This window comes from Calothrix anomala FACHB-343 (assembly GCF_014696435.1).
In the GTDB taxonomy this organism is placed as follows: domain Bacteria; phylum Cyanobacteriota; class Cyanobacteriia; order Cyanobacteriales; family Nostocaceae; genus Aulosira; species Aulosira anomala_A.
Window position 1 is genome coordinate 1 of record NZ_JACJQG010000103.1, and the last position, 20,597, is coordinate 20,597.

General features: G+C 43.0%; 15 protein-coding genes, 1 tRNA gene, 1 pseudogene and 1 CRISPR repeat array. Of the genes and pseudogenes, 6 read left to right on the forward strand and 11 right to left on the reverse strand.

Going from position 1 to position 20,597, the window contains the following annotated elements:
• Window positions 1-94 precede the first annotated feature (94 nt).
• Window positions 95-919, reverse strand: a complete 825-nt coding sequence (locus H6G08_RS34520) for a response regulator transcription factor (RefSeq protein ID WP_190551457.1) — start codon at window positions 917-919, stop codon at window positions 95-97.
• Between the two features lie 740 nt (window positions 920-1,659).
• Here H6G08_RS34520 and H6G08_RS34525 point away from each other — a divergent pair.
• From H6G08_RS34525 to H6G08_RS37925, 3 genes are all read left to right on the forward strand, one after another.
• Window positions 1,660-1,974, forward strand: coding sequence for a hypothetical protein (locus H6G08_RS34525; protein WP_190551459.1), 315 nt, complete (start codon window positions 1,660-1,662; stop codon window positions 1,972-1,974).
• Between the two features lie 141 nt (window positions 1,975-2,115).
• Window positions 2,116-3,297 (forward strand): GmrSD restriction endonuclease domain-containing protein, encoded by a 1,182-nt coding sequence (locus H6G08_RS37920; protein ID WP_242046401.1) that lies wholly within the window; start codon window positions 2,116-2,118, stop codon window positions 3,295-3,297.
• Between the two features lie 12 nt (window positions 3,298-3,309).
• Window positions 3,310-3,966 (forward strand): hypothetical protein, encoded by a 657-nt coding sequence (locus H6G08_RS37925; protein ID WP_242046402.1) that lies wholly within the window; start codon window positions 3,310-3,312, stop codon window positions 3,964-3,966.
• A gap of 88 nt (window positions 3,967-4,054) precedes the next feature.
• Here the strand turns inward: H6G08_RS37925 and H6G08_RS34535 are convergent, their stop codons facing one another.
• Window positions 4,055-4,216 carry a hypothetical protein gene (locus tag H6G08_RS34535; protein ID WP_190551461.1) on the reverse strand — a complete coding sequence of 54 codons (162 nt, stop codon included), beginning with the start codon at window positions 4,214-4,216 and terminating at the stop codon, window positions 4,055-4,057.
• A gap of 362 nt (window positions 4,217-4,578) precedes the next feature.
• On the opposite strand from H6G08_RS34535, the pseudogene cas12k reads away from it, so the two are divergent.
• Window positions 4,579-5,340, forward strand: a pseudogene (gene cas12k / locus H6G08_RS34540) (type V CRISPR-associated protein Cas12k); the annotation flags it as partial.
• A 504-nt stretch (window positions 5,341-5,844) separates the two neighbouring features.
• Window positions 5,845-6,175: a CRISPR direct-repeat array (repeat unit 37 nt; unit sequence GTTTCAACAACCATTCCGGCTAGGGATGGGTTGAAAG).
• A gap of 449 nt (window positions 6,176-6,624) precedes the next feature.
• Here the strand turns inward: cas12k and H6G08_RS34545 are convergent.
• From H6G08_RS34545 to H6G08_RS34555, 3 genes are all read right to left on the reverse strand, one after another.
• Window positions 6,625-6,697: transfer RNA gene (locus H6G08_RS34545), tRNA-Ala, on the reverse strand.
• A gap of 77 nt (window positions 6,698-6,774) precedes the next feature.
• Window positions 6,775-7,500 carry an HAD family hydrolase gene (locus H6G08_RS34550; RefSeq protein WP_190551465.1) on the reverse strand — a complete coding sequence of 242 codons (726 nt, stop codon included), beginning with the start codon at window positions 7,498-7,500 and terminating at the stop codon, window positions 6,775-6,777.
• On the reverse strand, window positions 7,497-8,402 hold the full coding sequence (locus tag H6G08_RS34555) for a class I SAM-dependent methyltransferase (RefSeq protein ID WP_190551467.1): 906 nt from the start codon (window positions 8,400-8,402) through the stop codon (window positions 7,497-7,499). Before H6G08_RS34555 ends, H6G08_RS34550 begins: the two co-directional genes overlap by 4 nt.
• A 317-nt stretch (window positions 8,403-8,719) precedes the next feature.
• Here H6G08_RS34555 and H6G08_RS34560 point away from each other — a divergent pair, with 317 nt between their 5' ends.
• Window positions 8,720-9,901 carry an RtcB family protein gene (locus tag H6G08_RS34560; protein ID WP_190551469.1) on the forward strand — a complete coding sequence of 394 codons (1,182 nt, stop codon included), beginning with the start codon at window positions 8,720-8,722 and terminating at the stop codon, window positions 9,899-9,901.
• Between the two features lie 421 nt (window positions 9,902-10,322).
• On the opposite strand, the gene H6G08_RS34565 is transcribed toward H6G08_RS34560, so the two are convergent.
• The 4 genes from H6G08_RS34565 to H6G08_RS34580 all read right to left on the reverse strand — a co-directional run bounded on the left by H6G08_RS34565 (window position 10,323) and on the right by H6G08_RS34580 (window position 14,492).
• On the reverse strand, window positions 10,323-11,651 hold the full coding sequence (locus H6G08_RS34565) for a hypothetical protein (RefSeq protein ID WP_190551471.1): 1,329 nt from the start codon (window positions 11,649-11,651) through the stop codon (window positions 10,323-10,325).
• A gap of 110 nt (window positions 11,652-11,761) precedes the next feature.
• Window positions 11,762-12,730 carry a COG3650 family protein gene (locus tag H6G08_RS34570; RefSeq protein ID WP_190551478.1) on the reverse strand — a complete coding sequence of 323 codons (969 nt, stop codon included), beginning with the start codon at window positions 12,728-12,730 and terminating at the stop codon, window positions 11,762-11,764.
• A 288-nt stretch (window positions 12,731-13,018) separates the two neighbouring features.
• Window positions 13,019-13,951, reverse strand: coding sequence for a hypothetical protein (locus tag H6G08_RS34575; protein ID WP_190551480.1), 933 nt, complete (start codon window positions 13,949-13,951; stop codon window positions 13,019-13,021).
• Between the two features lie 13 nt (window positions 13,952-13,964).
• Window positions 13,965-14,492, reverse strand: coding sequence for a peptidoglycan-binding domain-containing protein (locus tag H6G08_RS34580; RefSeq protein WP_190551482.1), 528 nt, complete (start codon window positions 14,490-14,492; stop codon window positions 13,965-13,967).
• 619 nt (window positions 14,493-15,111) lie between these two features.
• On the opposite strand from H6G08_RS34580, the gene H6G08_RS34585 reads away from it, so the two are divergent.
• Entirely contained in the window at window positions 15,112-18,672 is a 3,561-nt protein-coding gene (locus H6G08_RS34585; RefSeq protein ID WP_190551484.1) for a WD40 domain-containing protein, read from the forward strand.
• Between the two features lie 88 nt (window positions 18,673-18,760).
• Here the strand turns inward: H6G08_RS34585 and H6G08_RS34590 are convergent, their stop codons facing one another.
• Both H6G08_RS34590 and H6G08_RS34595 read right to left on the reverse strand, forming a co-directional pair.
• Complete coding sequence (locus H6G08_RS34590; RefSeq protein WP_190551486.1) at window positions 18,761-19,759, reverse strand: glycoside hydrolase family 43 protein; 999 nt, start codon at window positions 19,757-19,759, stop codon at window positions 18,761-18,763.
• 434 nt (window positions 19,760-20,193) lie between these two features.
• The gene (locus H6G08_RS34595; protein WP_190551488.1) at window positions 20,194-20,433 is read right to left on the reverse strand and encodes a hypothetical protein; all 240 of its coding nucleotides are present in this window, start codon (window positions 20,431-20,433) and stop codon (window positions 20,194-20,196) included.
• Between the last annotated feature and the right edge of the window lie 164 nt (window positions 20,434-20,597).

Sequence of the window (20,597 nt, forward strand, 5' to 3'; positions counted from 1 at the left end):
GTTATTACCCGAAACTTCAGAAACCTTTATCTACCTTGCTATGATCCGTATTATGGTGAGGCGGCTAGCATAAAATTTGACCCCTAAAAACTTTTCAAACACCCTCTAACACCGCCACCCGTTTACTAAAGGAATTACGAAATTTTTCCAATACCCGATTAACTGCGGCTAAATTTGGGCTTTGGGGTGGTGTTTTGGTTTCCGGCGCATCAACAATTACCCCAGAAGTTGCCACAGAATCATCCGGTGCTGGTTTTAACCGATAGCCAATTCCATACACCGTTTCCAGCATTTCTGCAGTTAAACCAGAAGCTTTAAGTTTTTTGCGGATATCCTTAATATGAGTTGTAATTACATTTTCTAGCGGTGCATCATCTAATCCCCAGAGGCGATCGAGAATGACTTGGCGACTAAAGATGCGATTGGGATTTTGTAAAAATAATTCGAGGATCTTGTATTCAATTGCCGATATGGGAACTATCTCCTGTTCATAAGTAACTTTGCCAGAGATTTGATCTAAACAGAGATTTCCCCAAGTTAACTTTGACGAACGGATAGCTCCACTACGGCGCAACAAAGAGCGAATTCTTGCCAGCAATCCTTCCGGATCGTAAGGCTTGATTACATAATCATCGGCTCCCGCATTTAAACCCGTGACTACATCAACATTGCTATTCTTCGCACTCAATAACAGAATCGGCTTGTTGTAACCTTGCGATCGCAGTTGCTTACATAAACTAATCCCATCTAATTGGGGAATTTGCCAGTCGAGTAAAATTAACTTATATTCAGCCGATATAGCCATATCTAACCCAGTTTGCCCGTTATTGGCTAAGTCGATAGTGTAATTATTTGCACTTAGTAAGTCTACCAGCGCTCGACTGAGTAATATATCGTCCTCTACCAGCAAAATTTTCATAATCTGCATCCTTGGTTGACCGACTACCAAGATTATGCAAATATTTTACGTTTCCGTAAGGCGATCGCCCCTAATTGAGAGAAAGATTGATCGAGAATTTTTCCGCGATCGCTTGACATGTTTTTGCATTTGAATACCCTTATATAAGAAAAATACAATAAAAGCGATCGCTATCTTCTTGCTGCTTTTACAATCAGTTTGTATTTATTAACAGAAATCGTGACTCATAATATTTTTATAATAGTCACGATTCGTAAGTTATTGTGCCGTCAAGAATAAAGCAGGTAATAGACAGCAACCCCCAGACCACTCAATATAGAATCGATGCGCTCAGTAACTTGCCCTTGGAGCCTTTGGAATATTGCAAACGATGGGTTGAGATGTCCTCGGATGAGCGAGGATACAGAAAAGCCTGTATTGCTGCTCTAGCTGAAGCAACCGGGCTAAGTGAAAGAACTATAGGAAATTGGGGACAAAACTTTGAGAGGCGACCTAATTATGTAGTGCATATACTACGCATGGCAGATATGCTGAACCAGATTAGAAAAATAGTCTTACCTCCTGATTATCCTCAAAAATAATTTAGTCGTAATTCGTGAGTAAAATACTTGTACTGTAAGCAGATATTTTTTAACTTGGGTTCAGCTAGCACAGAATTGATGAGAGTAACAGGTTAGCTCACTGGCATTTCCTAATACTCCCTGTCTCTGCTAGCTTAATCTGACTCACCAAGACCTAAGATGCAGACTGGGAGAACCTCCCATCAGAATAATCATCGAATTGATATACTCCGTCAGTTGCCCTTGGAACCGACGGATTATTGTCGCCGTTGGGTAAGTCAGGAACCAGGCCGCAATTATCGCAAAGCCTGCATCAATGCGATCGCCCAAGTTACAGGTACTAGCCCAAAAACCGTTAAGGACTGGGGCACAGACTTTCGCCGCCGGCCTAAATATGTTACCCGCATATTACGGCAAGCAGACCTGATCAACCAATTTAGACAACTTGTTGCCAAAGGAATTGTGACTTTACCTCCAGACTTTCCTCAAGAATAAACACAAGCGATCGCGATTCACGACCAATTGCCCCAAAAACCCCTTGCTTTGACTTCAAGGGAATTTTAGGCTGACCTAAAGACGTACCCACTGTTATGAACACCCGCATCTTTCAAGATGACAAAAATGACAGAACATCAAATGAACTCAATCTCTACCTTTGACATCACCAAATATTTTCTCCTCGATGTCATGAAAGACATTAAATCTGGACGCATCCAACTGCCAGATTTTCAACGAGATTGGGTTTGGGATGATACCCATGTGCGTCGTCTGCTAGCCAGCATATCTTTGGCTTACCCCATTGGTGCAGTCATGATGCTTCAGCAAGGTCATCAACAGCGACAATTCAAGCCTCGGCTTGTTGATGGGGTATTAACACCAGAAAATCAGCCGCCCAACTTATTGATTCTCGATGGACAGCAACGCCTGACAACTTTATTTATGGTGCTACTGTCTCAGCAACCAGTCATCATCAAAGACCAAAAAAGCCAGAAAATTATCAAAAAGTGGTACTACCTGGATATCCAAAAATGTCTCGATCCCTCAGGCGATCGCTATAGTGCAATTATTGCCTTACCTGAATCTAAAATTGCGCGCACCTATACGGGTGCATTGATTGACTGCTCTACTCCTGAAAAGGAATATCAGGCATTATTGTTCCCCCTATCCAAAGTTTTCTTTTTTTCTGAATGGCGGAGTAAATTTTCTAAGTATTGGCAGTACGATCCTCAAAAACTCGAACTAATTGACACCTTAGAACTGGAAGTTCTCAAGAAATTCGAGCATTATCAAATTCCAGCGATCCAACTGCGTGATTCCTTACCAAAAGAAGCGGTTTGCCAAGTATTTGAAGATACAAATACTTCTGGATGTGACCTCAACTACTTTGACTTGATGAGTTCTAGCTATTGTACTGCTGACTTCAGTTTGAGAGATGACTGGAAGCAGCGCGAAAATCGCTTTCAATCCTTAAAAGTATTGCGTAAGCTCCGAAGCACCGATTTCGTTCAAGCCGTTACTTTGATAGCTGGTTACGCCAAGAGGGTAGAAGCTATCAAAAAAGGCGGGAATATCGATAAATTACCAGGTGTTGGTTGCGATCGCACTGAAGTACTCAAACTCACCAAAGAAGAATATCAAAAATGGGCTGATCCAATATCTAGAGGTTTTGAAGAGTCTGCTCGCTTTCTTCACAGTCAAAAAATCTTTGATGCAGATGATTTAGCTTACCCGATTCAATTAGTCATCCTCAGCACCATTTTTACTATTCTGGGTGAGCGTTCCCGTTCTTCTCATATACGTTCTCTGCTGGAACGCTGATTATGGTGTGGAATGTTTGGTGAAGTATATACACGTTGGAATGAGGCACGAGCCGGGAGAGACGTTATCGAAGTACCAGAATGGTTAGCAGGTGGTTCACTACCACTCACCATTGTGCAAGCAGATTTTTCTTTTGATCGGTTGATTAGCGTCAGAAAACGTTATGGTGCAGTTTACCAAGGTTTAGCGGCTTTACTACGACGTGAAGGGGCAATTGATTGGTGTACTGGAGAAGAAATCAATGATGTGATTTATTTTGAAGAACAGATAGATTCGCACCACATTTTCCCTGTGGCGTGGTGTCGCAAACAAGGCATTGACCCGAAAAAGTATAACTGCTTGATTAACCGCACACCTTTAAGTGCCAAAACCAACAAAAAGATTGGTAGTAAAGCGCCTTCAGTCTATTTAGAAGAGTTTGAGCATTCTGGGACATTACCTAGAAGACTGGATGAAATCTTGCGATCGCACGCTATCTCTCCAAAAACTTTGCGCCGAGATGATTTTGAAGCTTTTTTCCATATGCGGGCAAATAATTTGCTGACGCTAATTGGAAAGGCAATGGGCAAAAGTTTAAGTTTTGAATCATTTCAGGATTTTGTAGGAGAACATCATCACGGGAATGGCAGAGAGTATAAGCTTCATCCCGAAATCCTCACGAACTATTAAGTCATCAGCATTAAAATCGCTGACTTGGCTCAATAGAGGAGTTTGTGACAGCAAACATAACTGATCGCAAACACATCCCTTAATTTTCTTATTGCTGCTTTTCTGACGACTCTTTTTTATGCAACCAATCTCTAATCGCCTCCTCCAAAGCCGCAGTTTGCGTCACTTCCAGACGCGCACAGGCTATTTCAAAAGCGATTTTTAGGTCTTTAGGGAGTCTCCCCCGAACTTCTCTAGTTTCTTCTGCCATCCTAATTTGAAGCCAAAGCTTGCGGCTTTTATTTTTGCATAGTGTCTTAGGAAAAAAACATTTGTGTCATTGCGCTATTGCGTCATTGCGCTATAATTGCAGAAGTAAAAAACAATTAACAACCTCGTCAGTTTTACCGAATCCACAAAACTGAGGACACCATGAGCGTTATTACAATTCAATGTCGCTTGGTTGCTGAAGAAGACACCCTCCGCCAACTGTGGGAACTGATGGTTGAAAAAAATACACCACTCATCAATGAATTATTGGCACAGGTAGGAAAACACCCAGAATTTGAAACCTGGCTAGAAAAAGGCAAAATACCTACCGAATTCCTCAAAACACTTGTTAACTCCCTCAAAACTCAAGAGGTAGTTGAGGAGAAAGTCACAAAAATTACTGAAACTTTAACAAAGGCAAAACACAAAGATGACCTCAACGATCAACAGCAAGCTTTTATTACTCGACAGCAATCAACACTAGATCGGATTAACAACCCTTTCCCTCGTCCCAGCAAGCCTATTTATAAAGGTCAATCCTCAATCTTAGTTGGCATTAGTTTTGGATTAGAAAAGCCAGTGACAGTAGCGGTAGTAGATGTTGTTAAAAATGAAGTTCTAGCTTATCACAGTGTCAAACAGCTACTTGGCAAAAACTATAGCCTTCTCAATCGCCAGCGACAACAACAGCAACGCCTATCTCACGAACGCCATAAAGCTCAGAAACAGAATGCACCCAATGATTTTGGCGAATCAGAGTTAGGGCAATATGTGGATAGATTATTGGCAGATGGGATTGTGGCGATCGCCAAAACCTATCAGGCTTGCAGCATAGTTCTCCCAAAACTGGGCGATATGCGTGAGCAAATTAGTAGCGAAATCCAATCCAGAGCAGAGAAGAAATGTCCTGGTTACAAGGAAGCTCAACAAAAATATGCCAAAGAATATCGTAAAAGCATTCATCGCTGGAGTTACGGTCGATTAATTGAAAACATTCAATCACAAGCGGCAAAAGCTGGAATTTCTACTGAAATTGGCACACAACCTATTAGAGGCAGTCCACAAGAAAAAGCACGAGATTTAGCCGTCTTTGCATACCAAGAACGTCAAGCCGCTTTAATTTAATTCACCAATCCGAACCTTGAAAATATAATATTGTCATAACAGCGCCGCAGTTCATGCTCTTTTGAGCCAATGTACTGTGATAAATCTGGGTTAGTTTGGCAGTTGTCAGACTGTCATGCTTTCTGACCCTGGTAGCTGCCCATTCCTGATGCTGCCATCTGTAAAATTCTATAGATGGGATAGGTGCGCTCCCAGCAATAAGGAATCAGGCTTTTAGCTGTAGCCGTTTTTATAACGGCGTGGATTACCACAGTGGTGGCTACTGAATCACCCCCTTCGTCAGGGGAACCGTCTCAAATATTTTTTTGGCATGTCGAAGCGGGGGCAAAATCCCTGGAGTCCTGCCAAAATCTTAAAGTCCTTGTCATGTCTTAACTTCAGAAACTACTATGTCAGTTGATTTAGTTTTTTGATATGAAATAAAGAAAGCTTTTTCAGAGATCTGCCAAATTTATGCCAAATTTGTAGCTGGAAAGCTTTATTTACAAGGAGTCTAGGCGGCAGGTTTCAACAACCATTCCGGCTAGGGATGGGTTGAAAGACATTGTTATATCTTTCTTCAACCTTGTCAGCAGCTGTTTCAACAACCATTCCGGCTAGGGATGGGTTGAAAGCAACAATTACCTTTATTCATTTTGTAGCGAACTAAAGTTTCAACAACCATTCCGGCTAGGGATGGGTTGAAAGTTCAGGTTCAAAACCCGCCCAAACGCCACCGACCGGGGTTTCAACAACCATTCCGGCTAGGGATGGGTTGAAAGTTGGAACGAAACCCAGCAGTATTTTGTGTGGCAAGAAGTTTCAACAACCATTCCGGCTAGGGGTGGGTTGAAAAAATCTTCATTAGCAAGCTTTTGATTTGGTTGCTGCAACCATTTGTGCCAGAATAGTTCTGAAAAAATAAGCATATAAAGACTATTTACTCGCTCTAACCAGGCTGTAAAGTCTTGAAAAGGTTATAAATTACAGCAGTTTTCACCTATTTGAACCACATCTGTCGTAGTAGGGGCACGGCACCAGTAAAATTATTGTATGTGCCAAAAGATTGTCTATGCCGTGCCCCTACAGTGTGGTCTATTTACCTGAAAATAGCTGTAATTATTGGGAGGGTTGAAAGGAGTGCTGCGATCGAACAAAATCAAATTCAGTGGTTAGTATAATAATCAACGGTTTAGCGACATTAATCTGTTAACAGTTGATTAAAGTGAACCGATGACACTAATTAGTTAAAAGCGACATTAATTTGTTAATAACGACAAATAATGTGTTATTCGACAACACAAATGGAGAATAGGAGACTCGAACCCCTGACCTCTGCGGTGCGATCGCAGCACTCTACCAACTGAGCTAATTCCCCTTATTTCAAGATTTCGGTTACCCTAATCTTTGTACTCACCATTTTTGATTATATCATTACTCTGTCTTTGATTTTAACTATTTTTGAGAAAAAACTTCTATCACTCGTTCTAGTTCCAAATCTGTTAGATAATCCACAGTCCAGTTACAGCAACGCTGAAGCATATGGAAGGGGTAAGTATTCGCCACACCTACTACTTGCATTTGCGCGGCTTTTGCTGCTTGGATACCTGCAGGGGTATCTTCAATGGCGAGACATTCTTGTGATTGCAGATTTAAATCAGGATATTTTTGGTTAAAGCGTTCCACAGCTAACAGATAACCATCGGGTTTGGGTTTACTGGTAGTGATATCGTCACCAGCTACAATTACAGAAAAATGTTCGGCGAGGTTAGCGCGTTCGAGTACTAAATCTATTTCTTTGCGAATTGCACCACTAACTAGCCCTATTTTGAGGTTGCGCGAGTCTCCTTTGGAGACGCTTCGCGATCGCACTTGAAATATCAAGTCTTCTAAACCGGAATACAAAGGCAATTTTTCTAATTTCTCTAGTTCTAGAATATAACTGTGCGCCTTGCGGTTGAGTAACTGAGTTAAATATTCTTCACTGACGACTCTACCACGATTGGCGAATAATTCTTGCAAACAAGCGCGATCGCTTCTTCCTAGAGACGCTTGACGCTCATGATTTCGTTGCGGTTGGAGATTTTCGGCAATCAAAATCTCATCGATTAATTTGAGGTGAATTCGCTCATCGTTGATGATAATACCATTAAAATCAAATAAAACTGCCTTTAAACTCATGTTCTTATGCCAAAAACAGGGGAACCTAAATCCTCCAAATCACCGTTATCTGTGGATTTTGATACGTACTGACGAACTTGTTTGTGAATAGCTACATCTTTTTTCGCCAAGGGTTTAACGCCGCTAGTTATCTGATGTATCCACCAGACATCCTGGGTTGGTAAGGTTGCAAATCCTGCTTGCTCCATACTTTTATCCAGATTGAAAGCAGCATACTCTCTCAGATATGGTTCTTCAATCGCATCATTGAGCCATTCTAGCTGACGCAGTGCCTTTTGATTAACATCTAAAAGTAATACTTGTCCTCCCGCAACTAGTACCCGAAAACATTCTTGCACAATTGCTTGGCATACAGTCGTGGGGATTTCCCGAAATAGTAAACTAGCTGTGACTAAATCAAAAGCTGCATCACCGAAAGCTGTTTTTTGTGCATTACCATGTCGCCAAATTATGTCTAAACCTGCATTGGTGGCTTTATTATCGGCTAGAACCAACATATAAGCTGATAAATCTAAGCCAATCACCTCCGCTTGCGGGAAAGCTTGTTTTAACATTAAGGTAGTAGAACCTGTGCCGCAACCTAAATCAAGTATCCGCCTCGGTTTTACTTGAATTGCATCAATCAAAGCTTGACGTACTAGATATTCGTTAGGCGGCAGTAGGTATTGCATAATCGGATCGTAGGAAACTACTACCTTGGGATTGAGATAACCGCCCTCAATACTCCGGAATTTATGGTTACTGTAGTAAGTGGGGATGAGAACATCAGCACGTTGAAAGCGAGCGCTTTGTTTGTCCCAGTCTATACTTAGGGCGTAACGTTCTAACCCGGCTTCATCAATCAAAAACTTGACAACAGGGGATAAAAAACGTTCCCAGAATAGATTTTGCGGAATCGCCATAAAATTAGGCTATTACTACCACAGTGATATTATTTACAAATTTTAATATATTTCTCAGCTATTTGCTTGCGGGGAGCGATCGCTCTTTCTTGACTGAGGATAGTTTTTATCCTTGAGTTGACATCTAGAAATTATGCATACTACAATTGTAGTATGGTACATGAGGCTGCAAAAAACTGTAACCGCTTTTCTAAGTTTGGTAAAGCCAAGTAACAGCAGCTAAAAATGTAAATTTATACAATTTATCGTGATTAATAAATCTAATTTTGTTTTACCTTTCCCATTACAAGCAAAAAATTGAAAATAGAGAAAAAATTATGCCTTACGAAAAGTTAGAAATTACTGCACCAACACCTGTATTATCTTGGGCGAATCACCCTTTAGGGACAGCAGAAACCAAGATGGCGAAGAATGTAGCATCATTGCCATTTGTATTTAAACATGTAGCATTAATGCCAGATGTGCATTTAGGTAAAGGTGCTTTAGTTGGTTCTGTATTAGCAACAAAAGAAGCCATTATCCCGGCGGCTGTGGGGGTGGATATTGGTTGCGGTATGGCTGCTATTAAAATGCCGTTTACTGGTGAAAAGCTAGAAGGTAAACTAAAGAAAATTCGCCTAGATATTGAAGCAGCAATTCCTACTGGATTTAACGAGAATAAAGAGGTTGAGAAATCTGTTACTAATTGGCAACACTGGAGTGATTTTAAAGACTTGCATCGCGGTGTACAAAACCTAGAAACTAAAGCGATGAAACAAATGGGTTCTCTCGGCGGAGGGAATCACTTTATTGAAGTTTGTCTCGATACAGAGAACTACGTTTGGTTAATGCTACATTCTGGTTCCCGTAACATTGGCAATAATTTAGCTCAATGCCATATTAATACAGCTAAAGAATTAGCAAAGATGGCAGATAATAACTTACCCGATCCAGATTTAGCGCATTTTGTCGCTGGTACACCAGAATTTGAGGCTTACTGGAATGATTTACAATGGGCGCAAGAATATGCGCGTTTTAATCGTGATGTGATGATGGCGCGATTTAAGCGCATTGTCGAAAAACATCTTGCAGGTGGGAAAGTAACTAAACCCTTATTAGAAGTAAATTGTCATCACAATTACGCCGAAAAAGAAGTACATTTTGGCGAAGATGTATATGTTACTCGTAAAGGTGCAGTTCGCGCTCAAACAGAAGATTATGGGATTATTCCTGGTTCAATGGGAGCAAAATCTTTCATTGTTAAAGGTAAAGGTAATGCTCATAGTTTTTGTTCTTGTAGTCACGGTGCAGGACGTTTATTATCGAGAAATAAAGCCAAAAATGTCTATACCCTTGATGATTTAATTGAGCAAACTAAGGGTGTAGAATGTCGTAAAGATGAAGGTGTATTAGATGAAATTCCTGGTGCTTACAAGCCGATAGAACAAGTAATGGCAAATCAAGCAGATTTGATTGAAGTTGTCGCCACACTCAAGCAAGTCTTGTGTGTTAAAGGGTGAAGCTTCCCCGGTCTGAAGACACCCGAAAAAACCCGTATGTTGGAAGTCGTCAGGTAAGCGCGTAAAACGCGGATTATTTCGTACTGCAAATAATTGGTATATCAATGCTGATGCCAATGGAGCAGCGAATATTGTTTCTAAAGTAGCGGCAACATTGGGGCTTGACCTCAGTGGAGTTGGTAGAGGCGCATTGACAACGCCATTACGAGTTCGATTATGGACTCTTAAGAATCCCCCGACTTTTTGCTTAAACGAGCGTAAAGCCTTCGGCATAGCTTCGCTTAACGCGCAGCGTGTCGCTAGACAAGCCAGGTTTAAGCAGTCGGGGGAGTGTCAAGGGGATTTCTGAAGAGTCCATCAAAGAACTTTCTTAGGCTGACTTCAACAACCTCTACTGATACCAGGTGAAAAAATAAGCAGACTAGCGATCGCTATCGGTTAGTTGGAGATTTTCTACAATGATCTTCAAGTGGGGTTCAAACTGTTCTAAGTTGGCAAGGTCTTTGAATTCATTAGAGTCTAGCGCTTGATTGTAGCCTGTGATAATGAAGTTCAAATTACCATCAAATGCCAAATAGCTGACAGACTTCTCGCGAACCTGTCCAGAGGGATCGATACCCTTAAAGCCATATCTCAACCCAGGTAAACCACCAACCTTGACTTCCTCTGGTGGTAACAGCTGAACCTTGTAGCCTTTACCGAAGCCGATCGCGCGATCGCTTTCTATCGTTTTATAGTAATCTGCAATCACAGCTTTTAATGCTGTCAGCACCTTAGCTTTATCATTGGGGTTGCTATAAGTGATGAGTCCGGGAACTAACCCAAGTTTTGTAAATTCGCGTTGCAAAATAGGATGGCTGTCATAAGCCGAACGTTGGAATGTGACGCTGCCTACATAGGGTTTGTTTCGATACACGCAGAGAAAGGGATTTTGAGCATCGCAGGGGCTAACGCTCCAGCCTGTAGGCGTAGAAGTATTACCTAGCAAGTATACCCACGGATTGCCCAATTCTTTTTGCGTATCGTAAAGGGGAGTGCCATCAGTCGATAATACTACATGGCGATACTGAGGAAATGAATTTTTTAAATAAGGCTTGAGTTGATTTACATGGTCTGCATTTCGCACCGTCACTTCAAAGTAACCCCCTTCCGGCACCCAAGCGATCCACCAGCCTTGTTTGTGGTTGTCATAGCCTACGGTTTCCCAGAATTTTAATCTAGCTCTACGCTCATCTTCAGGATGAATGCTCTGGTTAACTTTGCGCCAAATCGGTTGTCCAGCATTGCGTAAAGCATCCTGTAACATTGGCAACGGGGCGGAAATCGGTGGACGCTTGAGATACCAACGATAGCGATCGCGCTCCGTCAACAGATACTGTGGATTACAGCCATCACCCTGAACCGAAACCAATCGCCCATCGGCAGTATAAACTTCGTAACTTGAACCATTGAGTTGCAAAGTATTTAGAACCTGTTGCTTTTCTAGTCCAGATAAGCGATCAAAAGCCGCAGTCAAAGTAATCCGGCGATCGCCAATGGTTGCCAACATTTTTTTGCCAAAAAACTGATTAGGATCGTTTTTCAGTTGGATGGCGCGTTGTTTCACTTGAGAGTTTACTTGTTCTAGCGGGCGACCAGACCCTGGACAGTAAGCCTGGACTGGATGAGAAGCCATCGTCACACAAGAAGCAATAATTATAGTTGGGAGAAAAGCTCGCAGTAAGTGCGATCGCGCTTGAAGTTTAAACATAATTTCCTAGTTAATAATTTAGTTGATGTTTAGGTTTGTCGATATAAGAGAAAAGGTCAAAAGAGGCAGGGGAGCAGGAAGCCTGCCTCCTGCCCCCTGCCTTTCTTGGCTCAAACTGCTACTAACGGTGCAGCCAAGTCAGGTGTAATGCGACTTGCTAGTACTACACCAGCAGTGAGCTTTGTTCCAGTAGGTAGTGCAGGCTCTAAGGTGGGACTGGTGGGATAACTGGAACCATTGAAGCGCAGACGACGATAAGCAGGTGTCAGTCCACCGCCAGCTGTGTAGACAATCAGATCGGGATAGCCGTTGATATTTTGATTGCTAATGATTACAGGTTGTTGGACTGTGGGAATCCGCGACATGAGGCGATAGCCGTTTACCGTTGATTGCAATACCAGCAAGGTACAGCCAGAAGTTCCGCAAACTTGGCTACCCAAAAGGTAAACCAACATGATTCCCTTTGGCCCTGTGCCATCGAAATCCAAAGATTGGAACATATAGCGAATGCGATCGCGAAATCCCAACGTCAATGCACTGCGAATTCCCGCTTCAATTTTCGGATCAATTTCCATAAACCAAGGGCGTGGGCGAATTTGAATAGTCACGCCATTCACCACCGGCAGGGGAATCGTAAAAGGATTGTATAAGCGAATTAAATCCTCACGTACCCAGCCTGTTTTTTGTCTGGCTTCCACCTGAAACCAGCGATAATCTTCATCTAGAACTGGAGAACGCCCCAGAATCCTCACCTTATCTTCGGATTGCAGAGTTTGAATGATCGTAGCTGTGCGATCCGGCGTTGCTCTCAAATTAATTGCATTACCAGGAACGCGAGCTTGAGCCATACCATCGCGAATTGCACTCCAGGTTTTAGTCCCGACAATCCCATCCGCTAGCAGTTCAACTGCTCGTTGAAACTCAAGAACTCGTGTTTCCGTGTTGGCACCAAAAACACCATCTACAGTCAGTCCTGCACCCCGATAATTGAGTAAGCTTTGTAGTGCCTTCACACCATTTCCCGTCGCACCTCGTCTTAAAGTTATATCTGCTACTGCTTTGACAATTTCATTAACCATGAGAGTTCTCCTTTGCAAGTAAATAGATAGTGAATATATTTGTCAGCAATTACTTTTACAGCAGATTGCCAGTTGATGGGGCACTGGCACTGCCATGCCCTGAAGCGTGTAGCTCATTTTAGGACTTACGCACCGAACACAAAAACCCTCACAAGGGTGGTCAAAAGTCAAAAGTCAATGGTCAAAATTCAGGTTTTTGGACTATGGACTATTGACCATTGACAAAAAGCATGAAAAATATCTGAGACTGCGTAAGTCCTCAATTTCTCTTTAATCTGGCTCTAACGGTTAGCGATATTCGGTGACAATCCCACCTTTTTGTTCCCACGCTTGGCTAGAAGGATTCCAATAGGGAGCGCTACCCATAATTGTTTGTTGGTTCTGGGCTATAAACTTCAGTTCATTCGCCATCATCTGCATAGAATGCCCGTTTAATTGGTGCTGGATCTGCTGAACCATTTGCTGTTCCTGTGGGGAAAGGGGCGCACCTACCTCAGCTCTTGTTAGCAGTTGTTCCCAAGACTCCATTTTGTCCCAGTTCAGCATCAGGTTGGTTGCTCGCTGCATCTGTTCCACAAACTGGTTCCGATTTGCCTCTGACATCCGAGCGAAATCAGCAGCAATTCCCAAACGAGTTTTAGTGAGGGCGGCTTTGCTCATGGTAGGTGCTTTTCGTCCACTTTTGACTTCGTTAATAAAGACGTAGGCATCAATAAAGGCATCAGCAACTTCAGCACTAACAAACGGAACTTCCGCCAACAGAGGAGGATGTACCCGACGATAAGCCCGCAACATCAGAATGCTAACTTCGTCCTTCGCTTGTGCATTCTGTTCCAACCCGAGAAGAAAGGTCAGGGTATTGGCTCGCCGCGCTAGTTTGCGGGTTTTTTCGGGCATTTGCATGAGTTGATCATAGGCTGGTAGCAACTGGCTGACAGTTTGCTGTAGCTTACCGCCATAAGCGTTCCAGTAACGTGCTATGATGCTGCCAAACTCCTGACGCTCTTGCGGTGTCATTTTGACATTCAGCGAGAACTCATTGATCGCGATTACTTTATCAATGACATCTTGAGTCAAAGTTATATTAGTCGAAACTCGTTCTGGACTATTGTCAAAGTCTTGAGCATAGGTTGCAGGCGGAAGTATAGTGCCGCCTGCTATGCAAACACTCAGCAGCCCTGAAAAGCAATAGAATTTCCAAGTTAACCAATTGTGTCGCATGGTTTTCTACTTTTTAAGCTTTGCGCCAACGGCGAGAGAATTCGGTTAAAGTCGTGGTCGAAATCCGGTTTTGTAGCCAATCTAAGGCGGGGATTTGCTGGGGGTTGTCGATGGGATTGTAGGCGTCGAACATTTGCCACAAATAGCGGGGATCAACAATTTCTCTCAGTTTTGCCCAGGTGAGATTACCAACAATACCATCCGCCGTTAACCGATGTTTGCGTTGGAATTGCATCACCGCCGCTTGGGTTTTGGCACCAAACTGACCATCAGTTACTAGGTTAGCTCCGGTTTTATTCAGCATTTGTTGTAGCTCAAATACGGCTGCACCATAGTTATTGAGCCGCAGCACTGGATCGGGAGAAACCACTTCATTTTCCCAACGTTGGGTAAACTCACGAAAAATGGGATAGGACAATTGAGTTTGTAACCAGTTAATTGCTTCTGTTTGATGTCTGTATTGATAAGGCTCGAAGTAGCGGCAAACTGATTTGAGATCAATGATGGATGTGGATTGTAAATTGACTTGAAAAGTGTCCATAGTTCGTTTCCTTTTGATTGAATTAGGACTTACGCAGTGTCAGATATTTTTCATGCTTTTTGTCAATGGTCAATAGTCCATAGTCCAAAAACTTGAATTTTGACCATTGACTTTTGACTTTTGACCACCCTGGTGAGGGTTTTTTTGTTCGGTGCGTAAGTCCTATGAATAATTTGTGGAGGTGTTTGTTCACCGCTTGTTGTTTATAGTTTCGCTAGTTTGACTGATTGAGTCGATAGATAAAATTCGTCTTCTTGAATGTGAAAAATTGATGAAATTAAGATAAAGTTCGTATTTACTTACTGATAGAACCAGAAAAGCCTGTTATACAAGGGTTGCAGCTAAACAACTCTAGATTGGTGATCCTCACCTTACCCAGCATTCAGAGATAGATAGAATAAATGCAGATTTGTGGCTAATAGTCAATAGTAAAACTTCGTAAGTTTTTATGATAAATTCCTAAATATCAACCTCAAACTAGCGGTAAATGCCTCCAAAACCCTAGGCGATCGCTGTTAGCAAATATCTCCAACAGCATATTTTTCTAGAGTTTTGACAATCCCCGCACTTAGAGGGTAGCGATCTTTAATGCCTAATTTGCTGACTGACTTTAACTCGTATGGAATTGCAAAAAGCCCTGAAAATCGCTAAGGACAGTGTTTTTAGGAAAACTGGCAAACAACTAACTCCCGTAGAGATTGCTGTCATAGAAGGGACAATTCTGGGAAAAACATACGAGGAAATTGCGGCAGTAACGCGCTATTCTGCAGCTTATCTCAGTCGTACAGTCAGTCCTCACTTGTGGGAATTGCTTTCCCAAGCTTTGGGTCAATCTGTTGGTAAGAAAAATATTCGTTTGTGTTTGGAGCGCTTAGAAGCAGCAGGGGAGGAGCCAAGGAACCTCTTACCCACAGATAATGGCAAAGTTAAACCGCCTGTGATTGTGCCGTCTACTCAAACCGACTGGGGCGAAGCAATTAACGTCTCAGCCTTTTACGGTCGCCATTTAGAGTTGGAGCGCTTAAGGCAGATAGTGGAAGAAGAACACTGTCGTTTAGTTGTTCTTTTGGGTTTAGGCGGGATTGGTAAGACAGCATTATCTGTGAAATTGGCGCAACAACTGGAGACTAAATTTGAGTTTGTAATTTGGCGATCGCTACGTAACGCCCCCAGTTTAGAAAGTTTGTTAACCGATGTCGTACCTTTTGTCTCCAATCAACAGCAAACAAAACCAGAATTGAGAAAACTGCTCAATTGTTTAAAGCAATCTCGCTGTTTAGTAATTCTCGATAACTTAGAAACTCTGCTAGATAGCCAACAAGTTGGACAATTTCAGCCGGAATTTGCCGAATATGGCGAGTTACTACGCTTGGTGGGAGAAGTAGAACACCAAAGTTGTGTAGTGCTAACCAGTCGGGAAAAACCCGCGATCGCAGCTACCTTGGAAGGAATGGATATGGCCGTGCGATCGCTACGCCTCGACGGTGACAAAGAAGCAGCCCAGGCGATTTTACAGGCTAAGGGATTGGTAGGCACCGAGAAACAAAAGCAAGAGTTAGGCGATCGCTATGGTAATAGTCCCTTAGCACTCAAGATTATCGCTACCTCAATTACAGAATTGTTTGATGGCAGTATTGGTGATTTCTTGCAAGAAGATACATTAATTTTTAACGGCATTCGACGTTTATTAGATCAACAATTCCACAGGTTATCGATATTAGAAAAAAATGTTATGTATTGGCTGGCGATTAACCGCGAATGGACAAGCATCGCCGAGCTACAAGCCGATATCATCCCCGCAGTTGCCAAAGGAAAATTGCTGGAAACTCTAGAAGCACTCAGCTTTCGATGTTTGCTGGAACAACAGGGAACTCGCTTTACTCAACAGCCTGTGGTCATGGAATACATGACTGAACAAATCCTTGATTTATCTCAAAGCGAATTGAGTCAGTCTGCATTGGATTTTCTTACCACCCATGCATTATTAAAAGCAACCGCCAAAGATTATATCCGCGAAACTCAAAGACGATTAATTGTTGAGCGATTGTGCGATCGCTTAGTGGATCGGTTTGGCAGTCAAACCACACTGATTCAACATTTACAGCAACAATTCCACTCCTTGCGCCACTCCACCCAACCAAGCTATGGCGCAGGAAATCTGATCAATTTATTGAGTCACCTCAAAGCCGATCTCACAGCAACTGACTTTTCTTGTTTAACAATTCGCCAAGCTGATTTACGCGATACCCCCCTGCAACAGGTCAACTTTGCCAACGCCAACTTTTCCAGCTGTGTCTTTGCTGATTCCGTGACCGACATCAATAACATGGTACTCAGCCCCAATGGTGAAATTCTGGTGATGATGGGGCTGAATGGCACCTTATTCTTCTACCAGATGGCAACAGGACAATGGCTATATTCTTGGAGTGCCCATCAAAATTGGAGTTTTGGCGTGACTTTTGCCAAGGATGGGCAAACAATATTTACAAGTAGTTTCGATCAAACTATCAAACAGTGGGATCTAGCAACAAAGCAATGTCTCAAGACTTGGCAAACCAATAGTCCTATCTGGCAAATAGCACTGAGTCCAGATGGACAATGGCTGGCCAGTGGCCATGAAAACGGCACCATCCAACTGCGAAATATCAACACAGAAAACGATCCAATTTTGTTGAGCGATCGTGCAGGTGCAATCCGAGATTTAGCCTTTCATCCCCACCGTAATTTGCTAGCTAGTGCCAGTAGCGATCGCACTGTCAAATTTTGGCAGATCCCGACAGGAGAATGCGTAAGCACATTAGATGACCATTCTCAATCATTATGGGCGATTCGGTTTAATCCCCAGGGAACCTACCTAGCCAGTGTCTGCGCCGATAGCGGAGTCAAGGTATGGGATGTGGAAACCGGTGAATGTCTTCGCACCTTGACCATTGATACAGTGCAGATGAATGGGATAGCATTTAGTCCCAATGGTCAAATTCTCGCCTTCGCCTGTCAAGACCAAACCATTCGCCTGTGGGATATTGAATGCGATCGCCAAATCCGAATTTTGCAGGGACATCGGATGGGAGTTTGGGGACTAGCATTTAGTGCCGATGGTCAAATCCTGATCAGCAGTAGCGGCTCCGCTCAGGTAAAATTTTGGCAAGTAGACTCTGGACAGTGCTGGAAAACCTTTCAGGGAGAAATGCAAGGCTTGTGGGCAATTGCCTTCGATCCCAGCTTTAGCCAGATGGTGAGTAGTGGAGATGATGGCCGTATCCGGCTGTGGTCGCTGGCTACAGGGAAGTGCAGCCAAATCATGTCAGGGCATTTAACGCGCATTGTCGCTACTGACTATCATCCGCAGCAGCCCTGGGCGGCCAGTGCGAGCTACGATGGATACGTCAAACTCTGGGATATGCAACAGGGACGCTGCTTACAAACCTTCAAAGGACATACAAGCTGGGTGGTTGGGGTCGCATTTCACCCGACTAAACCCTGGTTAATTAGTTGTGGATATGACAATACCATTCGCTTTTGGTCGATAGAGACAGGACAAGCGATGCGTACCATCGATCTAGAACATGGGGGATATGTTTTTGCGATCGCTTTCCATCCCCAGGAACATTGGTTAGCCAGTAGTTCTGAAGATGGTATCGTGCGGTTTTGGGATAGTTTGTCAGGCACTCTCTTACAAGAATTACAGGGACATACCGCCCGCGTTTGGACTCTGGACTTTCATCCCCAAGGGCATCTACTAGCTAGCGGTAGCCATGATGGAACGGTGAAACTCTGGGATGTCCATTCTGGTGATTGTGTTGCCACCTGGGAAGGATTTGGCGTAGTCATGTCTGTCAGCTTTAGCCCTGATGGGCGACTGCTTGCAGCAAACAGCGATCGTTTGATTCGGCTTTGGGATGTGGAGAAAAAGCAGCCTCTGTTAACTTTAGAATGTCACACAAATGTGATCTCTGCTGTGAAGTTTCTCCCCAATTTAACAATAGATGGCGGCTATACCCTAGTCAGTGCCAGCTACGATGAAACCATTCGCTTTTGGAACATTGAAACAGGTAATTGTTTGCAGATTCTCCGACCCGATCGCCTTTATGAAGGCATGAACATTGCTGGAGTCACTGGTTTAAGCGAAGGGCAAAAAGCAGTTTTAAAACAGTTGGGCGCGAGGGAAAATAGTTTTTAAGCTCAAAAAGCTTCGCCAATTAAAGTAAATGCAGCCCAAGTACTAGGATGAGGATGCTGTTTCATTGTTATGGCTGATGCCATGAAATTCAAGCATTGTTGATAGTCTGCGGTGTCCAAGTAGGGCCTTGACAAATGGGGCCTGATGCTGACCAAACCAGCCGATCTAAACAGATTTGCCGCATCTCCATAGTTTCTGTCCAAGCGTGGTAGACAATATATTCTGTGCGTCCATCTGGCCCTATAACAATCGAATTATGTCCCGGCCCTCTGACAAAATTAGGAACCGACTTTAGTACCCTCGGCCCGGTTTCGTTACCGACATCAGAGTAAGGCCCCATGACGTTTTCAGCCACGCCATAATCTACGCCATAGTTTTCAGTTTCCCAACGTCCACCACTATAAAAGCAGTAATATTTACCTTCATGCTGACGCACGCAGGGGCCTTCTAAGGTATGCCAATCATAGATTTCACCGTACATTAAACGATTGGCTAAAAACCTTTGCCAGTCGGAACGCGCCCGTAATACAACTTTCTCCTCACCAGCCAATTTAGTCATGGTTTGGAGTTTATCTACACACAAAGCTGTACCTACACGCACGCCATCGGTGGTATCGAGAAAGTCACGGGCGTAAAACAAATACCACTGTCCGTCATCATCTTGGAAGGGGTGCGGATCGATGGCGAAAGCGCAGGATTTGGGATCTATGAGTGACTCGCCAATATCTTGATAAGGCCCTAATGGAGTCTCGCTGGTAGCTACACGTAACTGATGATTTTTATCTTCATGTCCTACAGAATAGTAGAGATAAAATTGGCGATCGCACTCAGCAACTTCTGGGGCCCAATAATTATCACCCAGAGTTGCATCCGGACGGATGAGTGCGTTACCTGCAAAATCCCAATTTACAAAGTCGAAAGAACGTAACAGAGGAAAGACACAGCTTTTATTTTTGGCTGGGATTTCGTCTACCATTCCTGCTGCTTCTGCTGCACCAGTACCGATGGCATAATATACGCCCTCGTATCGCCACACAAACGGATCGGCAAAATAACCTTTGTAGACTGGATTAGTATATGTTGGCATTTTTGTTACATAAATAAGTGTGGTGAGTTCACAACTATCTCACTTAACCTACCCCTAGCAATTATCTAGATCCCCCTAAATCCCCCTTTCTAAGGGGGACTTTGATTCTTTTCCCCCTTTTGAAGGGGGGTTATACCAATTCACGAAATTACTGATACAAATCACTTCCTCTGCCCCTCTGCTTCCTCTGCCCCTCTGCTTGCCTATGTGTATCATTTTTAAAGTGAAGCGGTATTAGGGGGGATCGAATTCTATGCAGCCTCATAAAAAATCGCTATATATAAGAGGGCATAGCATTGCCATGCCCCTACAATTTGTTGCATTGTTTTTTTAAAAGGGAAATTGTGCCAAAGAAAACAGACCAGCTTAAAATTATTGCCAGAAATTTTAAGCTGGAAATATTGTCCCTAAGTAGAGATTAAACACCAGAATTTTTAACGAGACTCTGTTCCTTGATTAGGAAGACCAGGTGTTGTTACAGTACCGCCTGCTGCTTCTGGATCGGCACCTTGACGTACATCTGTACCTGATTCTTGACCAGTCATCCGATATCTTTCATCGAGAGGTGTATCACCCTCTTTTGTAGTGGGTACAGTTGTTTGGGTTCCGGGGTTATCTTGAGGATCGTATTTGCCTTCTTCTTGGCGATTATCTTCAGGAATTTCTGAGTTCATAAAAGATTTGTACCTTATTTGTCAGATTCTTTTAATCTAATGCTAGCGATACAATTCACAGAGATTTCCTATCTTTAGATAGAACTGGTTATCTATCTTTTTTAAGAGAAATTTTGGCAAATAAGGTAAGCTAAAAGTCCAGAGACATTATTATTGACTAATGT

Bases quoted from the DNA above. Each gene is read 5' to 3' on its own strand.
- H6G08_RS34520 (WP_190551457.1), bottom strand. From the start codon at position 919: ATGAAAATTTTGCTGGTAGAGGACGATATATTACTCAGTCGAGCGCTG.
- H6G08_RS34525 (WP_190551459.1), top strand. From the start codon at position 1,660: ATGCAGACTGGGAGAACCTCCCATCAGAATAATCATCGAATTGATATA.
- H6G08_RS37920 (WP_242046401.1), top strand. From the start codon at position 2,116: ATGAACTCAATCTCTACCTTTGACATCACCAAATATTTTCTCCTCGAT.
- H6G08_RS37925 (WP_242046402.1), top strand. From the start codon at position 3,310: ATGTTTGGTGAAGTATATACACGTTGGAATGAGGCACGAGCCGGGAGA.
- H6G08_RS34535 (WP_190551461.1), bottom strand. From the start codon at position 4,216: ATGGCAGAAGAAACTAGAGAAGTTCGGGGGAGACTCCCTAAAGACCTA.
- H6G08_RS34550 (WP_190551465.1), bottom strand. From the start codon at position 7,500: ATGAGTTTAAAGGCAGTTTTATTTGATTTTAATGGTATTATCATCAAC.
- H6G08_RS34555 (WP_190551467.1), bottom strand. From the start codon at position 8,402: ATGGCGATTCCGCAAAATCTATTCTGGGAACGTTTTTTATCCCCTGTT.
- H6G08_RS34560 (WP_190551469.1), top strand. From the start codon at position 8,720: ATGCCTTACGAAAAGTTAGAAATTACTGCACCAACACCTGTATTATCT.
- H6G08_RS34565 (WP_190551471.1), bottom strand. From the start codon at position 11,651: ATGTTTAAACTTCAAGCGCGATCGCACTTACTGCGAGCTTTTCTCCCA.
- H6G08_RS34570 (WP_190551478.1), bottom strand. From the start codon at position 12,730: ATGGTTAATGAAATTGTCAAAGCAGTAGCAGATATAACTTTAAGACGA.
- H6G08_RS34575 (WP_190551480.1), bottom strand. From the start codon at position 13,951: ATGCGACACAATTGGTTAACTTGGAAATTCTATTGCTTTTCAGGGCTG.
- H6G08_RS34580 (WP_190551482.1), bottom strand. From the start codon at position 14,492: ATGGACACTTTTCAAGTCAATTTACAATCCACATCCATCATTGATCTC.
- H6G08_RS34585 (WP_190551484.1), top strand. From the start codon at position 15,112: ATGGAATTGCAAAAAGCCCTGAAAATCGCTAAGGACAGTGTTTTTAGG.
- H6G08_RS34590 (WP_190551486.1), bottom strand. From the start codon at position 19,759: ATGCCAACATATACTAATCCAGTCTACAAAGGTTATTTTGCCGATCCG.
- H6G08_RS34595 (WP_190551488.1), bottom strand. From the start codon at position 20,433: ATGAACTCAGAAATTCCTGAAGATAATCGCCAAGAAGAAGGCAAATAC.